Below are 17,990 nucleotides of genomic sequence, written 5' to 3'. Positions count from 1 at the left end.
CTCTCTCTTTTTATTCTTCTATAAAATAAATTCTGTAATTCATATCTGCCATGTATTGACCTTAATGGCAGTCTTTGAGATCCATTACAGAATCCTTGTTACATGTCTGTTTACATGACAGCACATATTAACTGCAAGAGGCATTCCTGCGATATGTGTCGCATAAGTCTCGATATTAACTGCAAGTGCTGTTGTCTTACCGCCCAGACCACCTGGTCCGATTCCCGTATGATTAACGGCATCCAAAATCTCACTCTCGATTCTTGCGATATGCTCATATGGTGAATGTTCTCCGGCTTTTCTGGTAAGTGCTTTTTTTGCAAGCTTTGCAGCCATTTCAAAATCCCCACCAAGACCTACACCTACAAACATCGGAGGACATGCATTTGGACCTGCATCCTTGACTGCCTGAAGAACAGCTGCCTTTACTCCTTCTTCTCCATCGGCGGGCTTTAACATGAACACACGGCTCATATTCTCACTTCCGAATCCCTTTGGTGCAATCGTGATCTCGATATTCTCACCCGGAACAATATCATAGTGAATAATAGCCGGTGTATTATCCTTTGTATTCTCACGGATCAGCGGATCTCTTACGACGGACTTACGGAGATATCCTTCTGTATATCCCTGTCTTACCCCTTCATTGATCGCATCTGTCAGATTCATGCCTTCTATATGAACATCCTGACCAACATTTACAAAGAATACTGCCATTCCTGTATCCTGACAGATTGGTATCTGTTCTTTTGCCGCGATATCAAGATTCTCACATAACTGTGTCAGAATCTGTCTGCCAAGTACACTGTCTTCTTCTGTTGCGGCATTTCTGACTGCCTTTTCCATATCCTCTGACAATTTTAGATTTGCCTCTATACACATCTTTTTTACAGTCTGAATAATCTCATCTGTATTAATTGTACGCATCTCTTTTATCCTCTTTTTTAATTATCTAAGAAATCATCATCATTTCTTTTATAATGTGGATCTCTCTTTTGTTTCATATATTTGTATATATGTGCAAGCAGCGTCAGAAACGCCACTGCAATGACCAGAACGATCAATATATACAAAATATCCATAATATAACTGGAAATACCTATTGTATTATTGGAAGATTCCAGAAACTTACTTAACCTGTCATTTTTGGTAATTATATTCTGTGCTTCTGTCGTTGCTTCCGTTGTTGCTGTTTTAAATACAATGCTGTTGATAGCATTATATAACCCCAAATACATTTTAGACGGCATATCCCACCTCCAATTTTATTAAGTAACTTTTACCTTCTTTACAAATACCGACTGATTTTATTCAGCCGGTATTTTTTATATTATTCTTCTGTTGAAGTTTCTTCCGATGACTGTTCTTCTGATACTTCTGTATCTTCCGTTTCTTCCGGACCTTCTCCCTCCGGATTCTCATCGTCGAATTCTTCTTTTTGTACTTCTGTCATGGATGCTACCTTGACATTATTATCATAATTCAGATTGATAACCTTTACACCGGAGGTTACACGTCCAAGTGTAGATATTCCTTCACAGCTTGTACGGATAATGATTCCTTCTGTTGTAATGATCATAATATCATTCTCATCGGTAACTATCTTTGCTCCTACAAGATCACCTGTCTTGTCTGTAATCTTATAACATTTAACACCTTTACCACCACGGTTCTGTACGTTAAATTCTGAAATCAATGTCCGCTTACCCATACCATTTTCGGTAACAAGCAGAATCTTTTCTCCCTGTGAACTCATCTGCATGGAGATTACAATATCATCTTTTCCAAGATGAATACCCTTTACACCCATGGAAGTTCTTCCTGTCTGTCTGACATTCTTTTCATTGAAACGAATTGTCATACCTTTCTTTGTGATCAGGAATATATCATCTTCTCCATTTGTTGCTTTCACTTCGATCAGTTCATCATTATCACGCAGAACAATAGCTGTAAGTCCTGTCTTTCTGACATTCTGATATTCTGATATATCTGTTTTCTTAACCATACCGTTTCTGGTTGCCATAAACAGATATTTACCATCTTCGTAGCTCTTTAACGGAATAACTGCTGTAATCTTCTCGCCTGCCTGAAGTTGAAGAAGATTAACGATTGCAACACCTCTGGCTGTTCTTCCTGCTTCCGGTATCTCATATCCCTTCAGACGATATACACGACCGGTATTTGTAAAGAACATCAGATAATTATGTGTCGTTGTTACGATCATACTCTCTATATAATCTTCATCAATCGTCTGCATACCTCGAATACCTTTTCCACCTCTGTTCTGTGCTTTAAAGATATCTTCCGGCATACGCTTGATATAACCAAGCTTTGTCATGGTTATAACGATATTTTCTCTCTCTATCAGTTCCTCGTCTGTTACTTCATCAACATCTCTGCCGAGAGCTGTTCTTCTCTCATCACCATATTTCTGAGAAATAACAAGAAGTTCATCTTTGATAACTCCGAGTAATTTTTTCTCATCTGCAAGGATTGCTTTCAAATAACTGATCTTATCCATCAGTTCTTTATATTCTGCCTCTAACTTCTCGCGTTCCAGACCTGTCAGAGCACGAAGTCTCATATCTACGATTGCCTGTGCCTGAATCTCTGTCAGTCCGAATCTTTCGATCAATGAATTCTTCGCATCCTGTACACTCTTAGAACTACGGATAATGTTGATAACTTCATCGATATTATCGAGTGCGATCAACAATCCCTTTAAAATATGTGCCCGTTCCTCTGCCTTATTCAGGTCATACTTTGTACGTCTGGTTACTACATCCTCCTGATGCTTCAGATAATATCCAAGCATCTGGCTAATATTTAAGATCTTTGGAACACCATCTACAAGTGCCAGCATATTAACACCAAATGTATCCTGAAGCTGTGTATGCTTATATAACTGATTCAAAAGTACATTTGCATTTGTATCTTTCTTTAATTCGATGACAACACGGATACCTTCTCTGGAGGATTCATCTCTTACATCCGTGATTCCTTCTACACGCTTGGTCTTTACCAGCTCTACGATTTTCTGGATCAGTAAAGCTTTATTTACCATGTATGGAAGCTCCGTTACTACAATCTTATGCTTGCCATTTGGCATTGCTTCGATATCTGTAACGGCACGAACCTTGATCTTACCACGGCCGGTTCTGTATGCTTCTTTGATTCCACGATGTCCGAGAATCTCTGCTCCCATAGGAAAATCAGGTCCTTTTATGATCTGCATAATCTCGTCAATGGAGGTTTCTCTGTCTTCTTCTATACGATTATCAATAATTTTTACGGTTGCACCGATTACTTCCTTTAAATTATGTGGTGGAATATTTGTAGCCATACCAACTGCGATACCCGTTGTTCCATTTACTAATAGATTAGGAAAACGTGATGGAAGTACCGTAGGCTCTTTTTCCGTTTCATCAAAGTTTGGTACAAAATCTACTGTATCCTTATTGATATCAGCTAACATTTCCATACTTATCTTTGATAATCTTGCCTCTGTGTATCGCATCGCAGCAGCGCCATCACCATCTTCTGAACCGAAGTTACCATGACCATCTACCAATGGATATCTTGTATTCCAGTCCTGAGCCAGTTTTACGAGAGCATCATAGATGGAACTATCTCCATGTGGATGATATTTACCCATGGTATCACCGACGATACGGGCACATTTACGATGTGGCTTATCCGGACCGTTGTTCAATTCTATCATTGAGTGAAGAATTCTTCTCTGAACAGGCTTCAAGCCATCTCTTACATCAGGAAGTGCTCGTGCTGCAATAACACTCATGGCATAATCTATATAAGACCGCTCCATGGTTTTTTTGAGTCCGACTTCACTTATTTTGTCAAAAATCTTATCATCATCCATGTTCTTCTCCCTTTCGTTTAAATGTCAAGGTTCTTAACGAACTTGGCATTTGTCTCTATGAACTGTCTTCTAGGTTCTACTTTATCTCCCATCAGTACATTAAAGGTCATATCAATCTCTGATTCATCATCATCATCAATCGCAACTTTTAATAAAATTCTCTTTTCCGGATCCATGGTTGTCTCCCATAACTGTTCTGCATCCATTTCTCCAAGACCTTTATATCTCTGGATCTTGTTTGACTGATCTCTTCCAACTTCATTCAGAATACTGTTCAGTTCATCATCACTGTAGGCATACCAGATTTTCTTGTTCTTTTCCAGTTTATAAAGTGGTGGCTGTGCCAGATATACATGTCCTTTTCGTATCAAATCCGGCATAAACCGATAGAAGAATGTCAGAAGCAGAGTTGCGATATGAGCACCATCTACATCGGCATCCGTCATAATGATGATCTTATTATATCTGAGCTTATCAATATCAAAATTTTCATGAATACCTGTACCGAATGCTGTGATCATTGCTTTAATCTCGGCATTCTCAAGGATTCTGTCAATTCTTGCTTTTTCTACATTTAATATTTTACCACGAAGTGGAAGTATCGCCTGTGTTGCACGGGATCTAGCTTTCTTTGCAGAACCACCGGCGGAATCTCCCTCTACGATATATATCTCACAATTCTTCGGATCTTTATCGGAACAATCTGCAAGTTTTCCGGGAAGTGCCATATTATCTGCAAGATTTGCCTTTCTTGCTACATCTCTGGCTCTTCTTGCTGCGATTCTTGCACGTTGTGCCATCACAGATTTATTTATAATTATTTTTGCTATATTCGGATTTTGCTCTAAGAAGTAGGTAAGCTGTTCACTTACGATATTTTCCACAACAGGTCTTACTTCTGAATTACCAAGCTTCTGCTTTGTCTGACCTTCAAACTGAGGTTCACCGATCTTTACAGATACTATCGCAGACATACCTTCTCGCAGATCTTCACCGGACAGATTATCCTCTTTTTCTTTTAACAGATTATTCTTTCTGGCATAATCATTGAATATTTTAGTAATAGCTGATTTGAAACCTGTTAAATGTGTACCACCCTCCGGTGTATTAATATTGTTTACATAACTGTGTATCATTTCATTGTAAGAATCGTTATGCTGCATTGCTACTTCTACATACACACCGTCCTTAAGTCCTTCACAGTAGATTACCTTATCATAGAGTGCTTCTCTGTGTCTGTTCATATATTCAACAAACTCTTTGATACCGCCCTCATAATGGAAATGACGTTCCTTTGGCGGATCTACACGAAGATCTGTCAATGTTATTTTTAAACCTTTTGTGAGAAATGCAGTCTCACGAAGTCGTGTTCTTAAAGTATCATAATCATAGATCCAGTCATCAAAAATCGTCTTATCCGGAAGAAATGTTACCTTTGTTCCGGATTTATCTTCCGGTGCATCCGCAATGATTTGTAATGTACTGTCAACATTACCGCGCTTATAGGTCTGCTTATATACATGACCATCTCTTGTAACTTCAACCTCTAACCATTCGGAAAGAGCATTTACAACAGAAGCACCTACACCATGAAGACCACCGGATACTTTATATCCTCCACCACCGAACTTACCACCGGCATGAAGAACGGTAAATACTACTTCCAATGCAGACTTTCCGGTCTTCTCCTGAATACCTACAGGGATACCACGTCCATTATCAACAACCGTTATGGAATTATCAGGGTTAATAAAAACTTCTATGTGATTACAATAACCAGCCAGAGCTTCATCTACGGAATTATCGACAATCTCATAAACAAGATGATGCAATCCTCTTGTAGACGTACTTCCTATGTACATTCCCGGTCTTTTTCTGACAGCCTCAAGTCCTTCCAGAACCTGTATCTGTTCAGCATCATAATTATTTGACATTTTTTTCCTCCTTAATATTCCACAACACACGAAACTTATATTTTTTTTACAGTTCCGTTTATAACATGATACACATTATTGATCACTACTTGTTCTTTTATAAAATCATCATAACCCGTACAGGTTATAATTGTCTGAATATCTTTGATCTCCTCTAACAAAGCTTCTCTTCTGCTGCTGTCAAGCTCTGACATAACATCATCCAAAAGCAATATCGGATTATCATTTATAATATTCTTTACCAGCTTTATCTCCGCTATTTTAAGAGAAAGAGCAACTGTTCTTTGCTGTCCCTGCGATCCGAATCTTCTCGCATCGATTCCGTTTATCATAAACATGATATCATCTCTGTGAGGTCCTGTCTGGGTACTCATATAATTCAGATCGACATGAACCTTGTCTGCCAGTACCTTTTCAAATTCATCTTCACTTACATTCTTATCATATATAATTTCCAGCTTTTCTTTTCCGGAAGTAAGCTTCGAATGAATCTCTCCTATCAGATTATTTAACATCATTATAAAATTTTGTCTTTCTTTTATAACTTTTTTTCCATAATCTACTAACTGGATATTCCATACATCTAAGGTATCCATCAGACTCTTATTATAGACAATCTGCTTTAAAAGATTATTTCTCTGATTCAATATTTTCGAATAAGATGAAAGGTTCTGATAATATAATCTGCTCAACTGACATAATTCCAGATCCAGAAACCTTCTTCTTTCAGAAGGACCGTTTTTTATGATAGATAAATCCTCCGGCGAGAAAAATATCACATTTAATAAACCAAAGAGTTCTGTTGTACGTCTGATGGGAAGTCCGTCTATTGCAACTCCTTTATTCTTGTTTTTACGCAAATGCATATCTATTCTATGACTTATATCACTTTTTTTAATGCAAAGACGTATATGTGACTCTTCTTCGCCTATTTTTATTATTTCCCGATCCTTACTTCCGCGGTGAGACTTGGTTGTGGCTGCCATATAGATAGATTCCAATATATTTGTCTTTCCCTGTGCATTATCACCATATAAGATATTTGTATTCTTATCGAATGTGATGAATAATTCATCATAATTTCTATAGTTGTTAATATTCAGTGATTCTACATACATACTATCTACCAGCCACACATATAGAATTATTTCTGGATACTTATCTTATCTCCATCAAATTCTACTTCGTCTCCATCATACAGTTTTTTTCCTCTTCTGGTCTCTATCTCACCGTTTACGATGACAAGACCCTGAGATATAACCTCTTTTGCTTCTACTCCTGACTCTACAAAACCGGCTGCCTTTAATGCCTGACCCAGTTTTATAAATTCATCTCTCAGCTTGATTATTTCCATTTTTTCTTATCTCCAATCCCGGATTATCTGCTTCCGATACCCATTGGAAGAATCAGATAAATATAACTCTCTTCTTCATCCTTTATTACGCAAGGTGATTTTGTATTATTCATATATATTGTAATATCATCATCTTCAATTGCACGGATCGCATCCATTAAAAACTTTGGATTAAATCCGATGATAATATTGTTTCCCTCTTTATGAATCTCAATCTCTTCATTCATGGAACCTATCAGAGAATCAATCTTCAAATATAACATATTATCCTCGATCGTAAGTTTGATAGGCTTCTTATCTGATTCTTTGATCAGAAGAGAAGAACGATCCAGACAGTCAAGAAACTCTCTCTTGTTGATTGTAAACTTAATCTGATAATCTACATTTAGCATATTATCGATTCTGAAGAATTCACCTTCTACCAGACGGGATACAACCTTTGTCCGATCAAATTCAAATAATATATTGTTATCTGCAAAGTAGATATTTACATCATCATCTACTCCACCACTTACAATCTTACTTATATAACTGAGTGCCTTCCCTGGAACAATAACCTTTACATCTTCACTTTCATTCTTAAGTTCAACGTTACGAATAGCAATTCTATGACCATCAATTGCTACTACACGAAGACGATTATTTGAAACTTCAAATAACTCACCTGTCATAACATTATTGTATTCACTGTCTGAAATAGAAAAAATTGTCTGGTTAATGATTTCTCTCAATGTAAACTGCGAAATAGTTATAAATTTAGATTTCTCTACAACAGGAAGACTGGAAAAATCCTCTCCTGACTTTCCGGCAATTGTAAATAATGATTTCTCACATTTTATAGTTGTCTTAAAATCTTCATTTGTCTCCATATGTATCTCGCTGTCAGGTAACTTACGAACAATATCGGATAAAAGTTTTGCTTCGATAGCAACCTTTCCTTCCTCAATAACAGTTCCTTCAACATATGATTCAATACCAATCTCCATGTCATTTGCTGTAAGTTTGATATTTCCATTTTCAGCTTCTATAAAGATACATGAAAGAATTGGATGTGTGGTTTTTGTAGATACAGCTTTTGATACATTACTTATTCCCTGCATCAATTTTCCCTTCATACACGAAATCTTCATTTTGTTTATAACTCCTTTCCCGGTTTGATTCCATATATATATTTAATAATTAAAGTAGTAATAATAGTAGTAGTAGGTGTGGATTTGTTGAAACTCTTAAAACCCATTATAAAATATAATAAAACTAATTATGTGACTATGTTAATGAGGCTCTTTTTAAATGTTAATTTAATGGAGGTTTTTAACATTTAAAAATCGTTTGAATTGAATGAATTGTCAGATACTAACATTTCATAATACTATTACATACATTCATCCACATTTAATTAACATCAGCTGTGAGGACTTAGCTTTTTCATGATCACATCAATGGTTTCAGCATATTCAGGATCATTTGCTATTCTTTCCTCTACTCTCTTTATGTTGCTTAATACAGTGGAATGATCTTTTCCTCCAAATACATCACCGATTGTTTTGAGTCCTTTAGTTGTAAACTTACGGCAGAGATACATGGATATTTGCCTTGCATTTGCAACATCCTGACTACGTTTGGAAGATTTGATATCATCTACACTTATATTTAAATGTTCGGAAACCGTATTAATGATAAGATCAGGTGTAATAGCTACATTGGTTTCCTTGGATATCATGTCTTTTAATATGTTCTTTGCAAGATCTTCGGTTATTGTGACATTTCCAAGTTCGGCATATACACTGATCTTGTTCAATGCACCTTCCAGTTCTCTTACATTATAGGTAACATTATTAGCAATATATTCGAGAATGTTATCACTGATATTTTTATAACCGTTCATCTCTACTTTGTTTTTAAGAATCGCCATTCTTGTCTCGTAATCAGGAGCATGAATATCGATCGGTACACCCCATTCAAATCTGGAACGAAAACGTTCTTCCAGAGTTTTGATCTCTTTTGGTGGTTTATCTGAAGACAGGATGATCTGCTTACCTTCATCATGAAGTGCATTGAAGGTATCAAAAAATTCCTGCTGGGTACTCTCTTTACCAATCAGGTATTGAATATCATCGATAAGTAATACATCGACGGTTCTGTATTTTTCCCGAAATTCATCTGTCTTATTTTTCTTGATTGCTTCTACGATCTCATTTGTGAATTTGTTAGATGGAACGTAGAGAACTTTCATATTCTTATTATGTTGTAATATATAATGTGCAATCGACTGCATCAGATGTGTCTTTCCAAGACCTGCCCCACCATATAAGAATAGTGGATTGAATTTATCCAGTCCCGGTGAATCTGCGACAGCCAGACATGTTGCATGGGCGAGTTTGTTACTCTCACCTACTACAAATGTTTCAAATGTATATTTTGGGTAAAGATTGCTTTTTGTAATTGCCTCGTTGTATTCCTCAGATGTGACGATTTCTTTTGAATCGTTTTTGAGGTTACTTTCAAGATCAATGACAACTTCGATAGAATCATCCTGAAGAACTTCTCTTATAGAAGTAACCAGAAACATATCGTACATTTTCTTGTTGATAAATTCTATGCCCCTTGCTCCCATCTGCTCGTCAATTGTGAAATACAATTTTTTTCCTTCGACAGAATATAACTTCAAAGGTTTTATCCATGTATTAATAACGATATGGGATAATCCATGTTCAGTCTCAAGAAGGGAGAGAATCTCGTCCCATTTTGATAATATCAATTCTTTCATTTTTATGAAAATCCTTTCAGTCCATTCGTTGTATCTATGGAGTTATAGGCATAGAACCACGTATTTATATCTTATAATAAAATGACCATTTTTTCAAGTTTTATTACCCTCAGACAGACATATGATAAAAATTTTCTATATAATAGGAAGAAACTCATTTTGCATTATGGATGGAAATCGTTTTGTAAAAGGTTGAAAATAAGTTACATAATAATTATGAAAAAGTATTGTTATGTTAAGTAATAAAAATGTTACCTAATAAATTGTGAACATCAAAAAATAAGATAAAATATGGATTTATGTAAGAATGAAAACAACAAATCCAGATGTTATCCACATGTTATTAACAATTTGTGGATAACATTATGTAAATTGATTATGGTAAAGTACATATCAATGGATAAATGTGAAAAGAAAGAAAAACCACAAGATTTTGTATTTGAAAATTATATGTACACCAATTTTTGAAAAATAAAAAATCACATTTTTCTAACTAAGTATTTTATAGTGTAAAAACCCTTGATTTTAAAGGAAATATTCAAAAAAAACTTGACTGTATGTGGTTATTTATTTATAATATGCAAGGACTTTGTAGGTATCTACATGTGTTCGTCCGAGTCTGTTATAAACAGAGGAAACGAATGGATGTGGATAAATCATGGTCATAATAATTAAAGGAGGTGTATAGATATGAAGATGACTTTCCAGCCTAAGAAGAGACAGAGATCAAAAGTACATGGTTTCAGAAAGAGAATGAGTACTGCTAATGGCAGAAAGGTACTGGCCGCTAGACGAGCTAAGGGTAGAAAGAAATTATCAGCATAGGTCACAAGGTTGTGGCCTTTTTTAGTTTTTCTAATTTTCAATCAATGATTTGGTGGTTATGTTATGAGTAATTTTATTACGTTAAAAAACAGCAGAGAGTTTGGCAGTGTTTATAACACAAAGGATTCGGTGGCCAATAAATATTTAGTTATGTATCTGAGAGCCAACAGCTTGGAATACAATAGACTTGGAATCTCTGTTAGTAAAAAAGTTGGTAACAGTGTGGTGAGACACAAGGTAACCAGATTGATTAGAGAAGCTTATCGATTAAACAAAGACTGTATCCGCAGTGGTTATGACATTGTGTTCGTTGCCAGAACAACAGCGAAGGACAAAGGGTATCATGAGATAGAAAGTGCTATGATGCATCTGTTCAGGCTGAAGAAACTGACGCTAGTCAGAGATGGTGAAAATTAAAAATGAAAAGAATGTTAATTGGTTTAATCAGATTTTATCAAAGGTATTTGTCCATGTTAAAAGGACATCCTACCTGCAAGTATTTTCCAACCTGTTCACAATATGCGATCGAAGCTTTGGAAAAGTATGGAGTGATAAAAGGTGGCCTCCTGGCTGTATGGAGAATACTTAGATGTAATCCTTTTTCTAAAGGAGGATATGATCCCGTTCCATAAAGGAGGACAAGATGTTTCTAACAGTAGAAGACGGTCTGATCTTAGGACCGATATGTTGGTTATTCGGTAAGATATTCGATCTTATGTATAAATTGATTGAGCTTATCAGTAACAGCATGGGAATAGGATATGTTAATCTTAGTATCTGCGTTATCTTATTTACGTTTTTTATAAGAGCTTGTTTGTTTCCGTTGAATTTCAAACAGCAGAAATCTTCTAAGATTATGAGTTTTATCCAGCCGGAGATTAATAAGGCAACAAAGAAGTATAACAATAAAACAGATCAGGAATCCCTGATGAAGAAGCAGCAGGAGACACAGAAGATCCAGAAGAAGTATGGTGTAAGCCTTACATCCGGATGTCTGCCAACTCTGATCCAGCTTCCTGTATTCTATGGTTTGTACCGTGTTATCCAGAATATTCCTGCTTATGTAGAAGATATGAAGGGTAAGTATGATGCGATTGTAACAAGTATGCAGAGTGTAGCTATCGATAAGATAGATGCTTCCAAGTTACAGGCAATCGGACTTGATTCCGGTGCAAAATATTATGATATTATCAATGCGGTTGCAACAGATAAGGAAGGTCAGGTTTCTACAGCAGTTACTGCTTCAAAGCAGATGATGACGGCTGCATCAAATGGAGATCTTACAAATAATAAGGTAATTGATGTACTGGATAAGATATCCACATATGACTGGTCACAGTTACAGGATATTTTTGGATTTACAAGTGGAAAAGAAGCAGATTATATTCAGAACTTTGAGAATATGAACAGATTTTTATTTAATATGAATATTGCAGATGCTCCCGGATTGAAGCTTTCAGCAGCACTGATCGTTCCAATCCTGTCAGCAGTATTGCAGTTTGTATCTTCAAAAATCAGCATGAGTGCTTCCAATACAAATTCAAATGATCCTACGGCTGCACAGGCAAACAGCATGATGAATATGATGACTTACGGTATGCCGCTTATGTCATTATTTATCTGTATTAATCTGCCAATCGCTATTGGTCTTTACTGGATCATAGGTTCTGTTATTACAATTATTACACAGCTTATTATCAACAATTATTATAAGAAGTGTGATAAAGAAGCAGTTCTTGAGAAATGTAGAGTAAAAGCAGCTAAGAAGCAGGCAAAGAAAGAAGCAAAGCATCCTGGTAAGAAGTCATTCTATGAAAGAATGATGGACGCTCAGAATGGTAATGTAAGTTCAGATAGCACCCAGTCTGAAAGTATTAACAGAATGGCATCTTCAAGACTGAAAAGTTATACGAATCCGACAGTTGATGAAGTGAAACAGTCAGAAAACAACGTTCATTACAAATCTGGAAGCATTGGTTCCAAAGCAAATATCATGCTTCAGTATCAGAATAAGAGTAATGATAAGGGAGGAAAAAAATAATGGAGTTTGTAGAATTTAAAGGTAAAACTTTAGATGAGGCACTTATGCAGGCAAGTGTTGAGCTTGGATGTGCCAGTACAGACCTGGAATATAATGTAGTCAGTGAGGGATGCACAGGTTTTCTTGGACTGATCGGTTCAAAGCCATTTGTCATCAGTGCCAGAAAGAAGAAAACATTTGTGGATGATGTAAGAGAATATCTTGAAACATTATTCAAGGCTATGGATATTCAGGCTGACATTAAGATTGAGTTTAATGAGACAGACAATCTTCTTGATATCGATGTAGAAGGACCTGAGATGGGTATTCTGATCGGTAAGAGAGGTCAGACATTAGATGCACTCCAGTATCTGATCAGTCTCGCAGTAAACAAGAAGAGTGACTCTTATATCAGAGTAAAGCTTGATACAGAGAATTACAGAGCAAGAAGAAAAGAAACTCTTGAAAATCTTGCCAAGAACATTGCATTCAAGGTAAAGAGAACAAAGCGTTCATTTGCACTTGAACCAATGAATCCTTATGAGAGAAGAATTATCCACGCTACTTTACAGAATGATAAGTATGTATCCACAAGAAGCGAGGGTGAAGAGCCATATCGTAAGGTTATCGTATATTTAAAAAAATACGACAGGAATAACAAATAATAAAGTATTTTGCTAACAGATACTTGTATAAAAACAGAAAAACATATGTAAATATGAATTTCTGAAAAAATATGATTTCCGGAAAACGAAGAATCAGGGTAACGGCTCTGGTGAATCGGCTTCCGGAAATTTTTTTTAGGGATAGAAAAAAAGTATGTATAGGTGTATTATCTAAAAGTATGTTAGTATAAATAAAATGACATGATAAGATAAAATACATGATATCTGTCATGACAGTAAACGATATGTAGAATATTGATCAGATAGAAACAGGAGAAATCATATGCTTGTAAATGATACGATCGCCGCGATCGCAACCGGTATGGGAAATGCCGGAGTTGGTATTATAAGGATCAGTGGTAAGAATGCAGTTGAAGTCGCTTCAAAGGTGTTCAGACCGGCAAATAAAGAAAAAAAAATAGAAAGCATGAAAAGCTACACGGCAGCATTTGGACAGGTATATGATGGCGATAAAGAGCTGGATGAAGGTATTCTGCTTCTGATGCGTGCTCCGCATACTTATACATGTGAGGATGTGTGTGAACTGCAGTGTCATGGAGGAATGGTTGTATTAAGAAATGTACTTGCTGCAGTAATTAAAAATGGTGCAAGACTTGCAGAACCGGGAGAATTTACCAAAAGGGCATTCTTAAATGGAAGGATCGATCTGTCACAGGCAGAATCAGTTATGGATCTGATCAGTGCGAAGAATGACTTTGCGGTGAAATCTTCTCTTATGCAGCTGCGTGGTGATCTGAAGAATCAGATCATAGATATGAGAGAACAGATTTTATATAATGTAGCGTTTATAGAATCGGCACTTGATGATCCGGAACATTACAGTCTGGATGGTTATCCACAAAAACTACAAACAATTGTGGATAAATTGGGTGATAATGTGGATAAATTACTGCGAACTTTTGATAACGGAAGAATATTAAAAGAGGGAATCAAGACTGTTATCGTTGGTAAGCCTAATGCCGGAAAATCCTCACTTCTCAACATGTTTCTGGGAGAAAACAGAGCAATCGTTACGGATATTGCAGGAACGACAAGAGATACATTAGAAGAAGTTGTCAACATAAATGGTATTATACTGAACATTGTGGATACAGCAGGTATTCGCGATACAGAAGATATTGTGGAAAAGATGGGTGTGGATAAAGCACTGGAATTTGCATCACAGGCAGATCTGATCTTATATGTGATCGATGGATCTGTACCGTTAGATGACAACGATAAGCAGATAATATCAGAGATTAAGGGCAAGAATGTCATTGCCGTTATGAATAAAAACGACTTACAAACAGTTGTGGATAAAATGTGGATAACATGCGAGCTTGGTTGTGATATCGTAGAATTATCTGCTTCTACAGGAGATGGAAAAGAAAAGTTATATGATCTGTTAAATGACAAATTCTTTTCCGGAGAATTGGATTATAATGATCAGTTGTACATTACAAATGCGAGACATAAAGAAGAACTGATGAAGACCGAAGAAAGTCTTTTAAAGGTAAGAGAAAGCATTGATATGGGTATGGAGGAGGATTTCTTCTCAATTGACCTGATGGATGCTTATGAACATCTGGGGCTTATTATAGGAGAAACGAACAGAGATGATCTTGCAGATAAGATATTTGAAGAATTCTGCATGGGTAAATAGGAGGATGGATAAATGCCAGTGGTTGAAGAAAATTATGATGTGGTAGTTGTGGGGGCCGGTCATGCAGGCTGTGAAGCTGCACTTGCTTCTGCTCGGCTTGGACTTGAAACGATTCTGTTTACAGTTAGTATGGACAGTGTAGCCATGATGCCCTGTAATCCAAACGTAGGTGGAAGCTCGAAAGGACACCTGGTAAGAGAACTGGATGCACTCGGCGGGGAGATGGGAAAGAATATTGATAAGACTTATATTCAGTCCAAAATGTTAAATGCATCAAAAGGACCTGCTGTTCATTCTCTTCGAGCGCAGGCAGATAAGTCAAATTATTCCCGTACAATGAAACATACATTAGAGAATACCGATCATCTGGTATTACGTCAGGCTGAGGTATCAGAGCTGATGGTAATAGACGGCGTGGTTAAGGGTGTTAAGACATTTTCCGGTGCAACCTATTATGCAAAGGCAGTTGTTCTCTGTACAGGTACTTATCTGAAAGCAAGATGTATCTATGGAGATGTCGTAAATCATACAGGACCAAATGGACTTATGGCAGCCAATCATTTGTCGGATTCCATGAAAGAAGCCGGAATCGGTATCCGCCGGTTTAAGACAGGTACACCTGCAAGACTGGATAAGAGAACGATTGATTTCTCTCAGATGGAGGAACAAAAGGGTGATGAGCATATCGTTCCATTTTCATTTACAAATACAGAAGAAGATATCAAGAGGGATCAGGTATCCTGCTGGCTTTGTTATACAAATGAGGAAACACATGAGATCATTCGTGAGAATATCAACCGTTCTCCATTGTTTTCCGGTGTGATCGAAGGTACAGGACCTAGATACTGCCCTTCGATCGAGGACAAGGTTATGAAGTTTCCGGATAAGACGAGACATCAGATTTTTATAGAGCCGGAGGGTGAATTTACAAATGAGATGTATATGGGCGGAATGTCCAGCTCTCTCCCAGAGGATGTTCAGTATAAGATGATACGGAGCATGAAAGGACTTGAGAATGTCAGGATCGTAAGAAATGCTTATGCGATTGAGTATGATTGTATCAGTGCGATCAATCTGAAGCATTCACTGGAATTTAAGGATGTGGAAGGCTTATTTGGAGCAGGTCAGTTAAATGGAAGCTCCGGTTATGAGGAAGCGGCAGCACAGGGACTTATGGCCGGTATCAATGCAGCCAGAAAGGTGCTTGGAAAAGAGCCTGTTGTACTGGATCGTTCACAGGCTTATATAGGTGTGTTGATCGATGATCTGGTTACAAAGGAGACAAAAGAACCATACCGAATGATGACTTCCAGAGCAGAATATCGTCTGCTGTTAAGACAGGATAACGCGGATCTTCGACTGACCGATATAGGTCATGAAATCGGGCTGATCGACGATGAGAGATATGAGAAATTCTGTCAGAAACGTACAATGATCGAAGAAGAAACAAAGCGTTTAACTGAAACGATGGTTGGCGGAAACAGTAAGATTCAGGAATTCTTGCGTTCTATGGAAACAACAGAGTTAAAGACAGCAGTAAGTCTTGCAGAGCTGACCCGCAGACCGGAGCTTTCTTATGAGAAGATTGCACCAATCGATCCGGAGAGACAGCCGTTGCCTGCGGATGTGATCGAACAAATTGATATATCGATCAAGTATGAAGGATATATCAAGAGACAGACGGAACAGGTACATCAGTTTAAGAAGCTGGAAAAGAGAATGATCCCGGCTGATCTGAATTATGATGATGTGTCGAATCTTCGAAAAGAAGCCAGACAGAAGTTAAAGGATATCAAGCCGGAAAATATCGGTCAGGCATCCAGAATCTCCGGTGTATCACCGGCAGATATATCTGTGCTGCTGGTTTATCTGAAGATGAAGCAGCATGCCGTAGAGCCTGAAAATAAATAAAAAAGCAGATATGAAGATAATATAAAATTATCTGTAGGTAAGTGTTATTTTTGAAAGCATATAATATGAGATGTAATATATATGTTCAGAAATATATAGAAAGGATACCATAAATATGGATCGACTATATGAAGTAGCAAAGAAGATAGATATTGAATTAAGTGATCATCAGTTAGAACAGTTTCAGAAATATTATGAGCTTCTGGTAGAGTGGAATAAGGTTATGAATCTGACAGCCATCATAGAGAAGGAAGATGTCATTATAAAGCATTTTGCAGATAGTCTTCTACTTGCAAAATATAAAAAGCTGGATGAATCTTTATCAGTCATAGATGTAGGGACCGGAGCAGGATTTCCCGGAATACCGCTTAAGATCGCATTTCCGGGATTAAAGGTAACTTTGATGGATTCCCTGAATAAGCGTGTAAAGTTTTTAAATGAAGTTATCCGCACGCTTGAGCTGGATGATATAGAAGCTGTTCACAGCAGAGCTGAGGATGGTGGAAGAAATGTACAGTATCGTGAGAAGTATGATCTTGCGGTATCAAGGGCAGTTGCCAATCTTTCTTCTTTATCGGAATTTTGTATGCCATTTGTTAAGACAGGTGGATATTTTATTCCATATAAGGCATCCGGACTGGATGAAGAGATCCATGCAGGAAAGAAAGCCATTCGTATCCTTGGAGGACAGGTAGAGAATATCTTCCATACAACGATACCTGATACGGATATGGAGCGTTGTTTTGTCTTCGTGAAGAAGATAGCAGCAACACCGGAGGAGTATCCAAGAAAAGCAGGAACAGCGACAAAGAAGCCTCTTGGAATGAAAGAAAAATAAAAAAGTATAGTAGAAATGAAAATATATAATATGAAAAATATATAATATCAATGAAAGACATTATATAAAAATGGAGCAGGTATTTGTAAACCTGCTCCATTTTTATTAGGAAAATATACAGAAAAATGATCTG

The 17,990-nt window shown here is 36.9% G+C and carries 16 protein-coding genes; 8 read left to right on the top strand and 8 right to left on the bottom strand.

What is annotated here, in order from left to right; translation table 11 throughout:
• Window positions 1-84: 84 nt before the first annotated feature.
• The 8 genes from LK416_11435 to dnaA all read right to left on the bottom strand — a co-directional run bounded on the left by LK416_11435 (window position 85) and on the right by dnaA (window position 9,935).
• The gene (locus LK416_11435) at window positions 85-927 is read right to left on the bottom strand and encodes a fumarate hydratase (GenBank protein ID UEA74258.1); all 843 of its coding nucleotides are present in this window, start codon (window positions 925-927) and stop codon (window positions 85-87) included.
• Between the two features lie 17 nt (window positions 928-944).
• Window positions 945-1,250 (bottom strand): hypothetical protein, encoded by a 306-nt coding sequence (locus tag LK416_11430; GenBank protein UEA74257.1) that lies wholly within the window; start codon window positions 1,248-1,250, stop codon window positions 945-947.
• Between the two features lie 80 nt (window positions 1,251-1,330).
• Window positions 1,331-3,880, bottom strand: coding sequence for a DNA gyrase subunit A (gyrA, locus tag LK416_11425; protein UEA74256.1), 2,550 nt, complete (start codon window positions 3,878-3,880; stop codon window positions 1,331-1,333).
• Between the two features lie 17 nt (window positions 3,881-3,897).
• Window positions 3,898-5,814: a DNA topoisomerase (ATP-hydrolyzing) subunit B gene (gene gyrB / locus LK416_11420; GenBank protein ID UEA74255.1), complete on the bottom strand. Its 1,917-nt coding sequence runs from the start codon at window positions 5,812-5,814 to the stop codon at window positions 3,898-3,900.
• 35 nt (window positions 5,815-5,849) lie between these two features.
• Window positions 5,850-6,932 (bottom strand): DNA replication/repair protein RecF, encoded by a 1,083-nt coding sequence (gene recF / locus LK416_11415; GenBank protein UEA74254.1) that lies wholly within the window; start codon window positions 6,930-6,932, stop codon window positions 5,850-5,852.
• A 26-nt stretch (window positions 6,933-6,958) separates the two neighbouring features.
• Window positions 6,959-7,168 (bottom strand): RNA-binding S4 domain-containing protein, encoded by a 210-nt coding sequence (locus LK416_11410; protein ID UEA74253.1) that lies wholly within the window; start codon window positions 7,166-7,168, stop codon window positions 6,959-6,961.
• A gap of 23 nt (window positions 7,169-7,191) precedes the next feature.
• Window positions 7,192-8,298 (bottom strand): DNA polymerase III subunit beta, encoded by a 1,107-nt coding sequence (gene dnaN / locus LK416_11405; protein ID UEA74252.1) that lies wholly within the window; start codon window positions 8,296-8,298, stop codon window positions 7,192-7,194.
• 272 nt (window positions 8,299-8,570) lie between these two features.
• Complete coding sequence (gene dnaA / locus LK416_11400; protein UEA74251.1) at window positions 8,571-9,935, bottom strand: chromosomal replication initiator protein DnaA; 1,365 nt, start codon at window positions 9,933-9,935, stop codon at window positions 8,571-8,573.
• Between the two features lie 690 nt (window positions 9,936-10,625).
• Between dnaA and rpmH the strand changes: the two genes are divergently transcribed.
• From rpmH to rsmG, 8 genes are all read left to right on the top strand, one after another.
• A complete protein-coding gene (gene rpmH / locus LK416_11395) occupies window positions 10,626-10,760 on the top strand; it encodes a 50S ribosomal protein L34 (protein UEA74250.1) in 135 nt (44 codons plus the stop codon).
• A gap of 63 nt (window positions 10,761-10,823) precedes the next feature.
• Window positions 10,824-11,177: a ribonuclease P protein component gene (gene rnpA / locus LK416_11390; GenBank protein ID UEA74249.1), complete on the top strand. Its 354-nt coding sequence runs from the start codon at window positions 10,824-10,826 to the stop codon at window positions 11,175-11,177.
• A gap of 2 nt (window positions 11,178-11,179) precedes the next feature.
• A complete protein-coding gene (gene yidD / locus LK416_11385; GenBank protein UEA74248.1) occupies window positions 11,180-11,392 on the top strand; it encodes a membrane protein insertion efficiency factor YidD in 213 nt (70 codons plus the stop codon).
• 11 nt (window positions 11,393-11,403) lie between these two features.
• Window positions 11,404-12,801 carry a YidC/Oxa1 family membrane protein insertase gene (locus LK416_11380; GenBank protein ID UEA74247.1) on the top strand — a complete coding sequence of 466 codons (1,398 nt, stop codon included), beginning with the start codon at window positions 11,404-11,406 and terminating at the stop codon, window positions 12,799-12,801.
• On the top strand, window positions 12,801-13,445 hold the full coding sequence (locus LK416_11375; protein ID UEA74246.1) for a protein jag: 645 nt from the start codon (window positions 12,801-12,803) through the stop codon (window positions 13,443-13,445). Before LK416_11380 ends, LK416_11375 begins: the two co-directional genes overlap by 1 nt.
• A gap of 283 nt (window positions 13,446-13,728) precedes the next feature.
• On the top strand, window positions 13,729-15,108 hold the full coding sequence (gene mnmE, locus LK416_11370; protein UEA74245.1) for a tRNA uridine-5-carboxymethylaminomethyl(34) synthesis GTPase MnmE: 1,380 nt from the start codon (window positions 13,729-13,731) through the stop codon (window positions 15,106-15,108).
• A gap of 12 nt (window positions 15,109-15,120) precedes the next feature.
• Window positions 15,121-17,019 (top strand): tRNA uridine-5-carboxymethylaminomethyl(34) synthesis enzyme MnmG, encoded by a 1,899-nt coding sequence (gene mnmG, locus LK416_11365; GenBank protein UEA74244.1) that lies wholly within the window; start codon window positions 15,121-15,123, stop codon window positions 17,017-17,019.
• A 115-nt stretch (window positions 17,020-17,134) separates the two neighbouring features.
• Window positions 17,135-17,857, top strand: coding sequence for a 16S rRNA (guanine(527)-N(7))-methyltransferase RsmG (rsmG, locus tag LK416_11360; GenBank protein UEA74243.1), 723 nt, complete (start codon window positions 17,135-17,137; stop codon window positions 17,855-17,857).
• Window positions 17,858-17,990 lie beyond the last annotated feature (133 nt).

This window comes from Lachnospiraceae bacterium GAM79, from assembly GCA_020735665.1.
Classification (GTDB): domain Bacteria; phylum Bacillota; class Clostridia; order Lachnospirales; family Lachnospiraceae; genus Coprococcus.
This window is presented reverse-complemented; position numbering and strand designations above follow the sequence as displayed.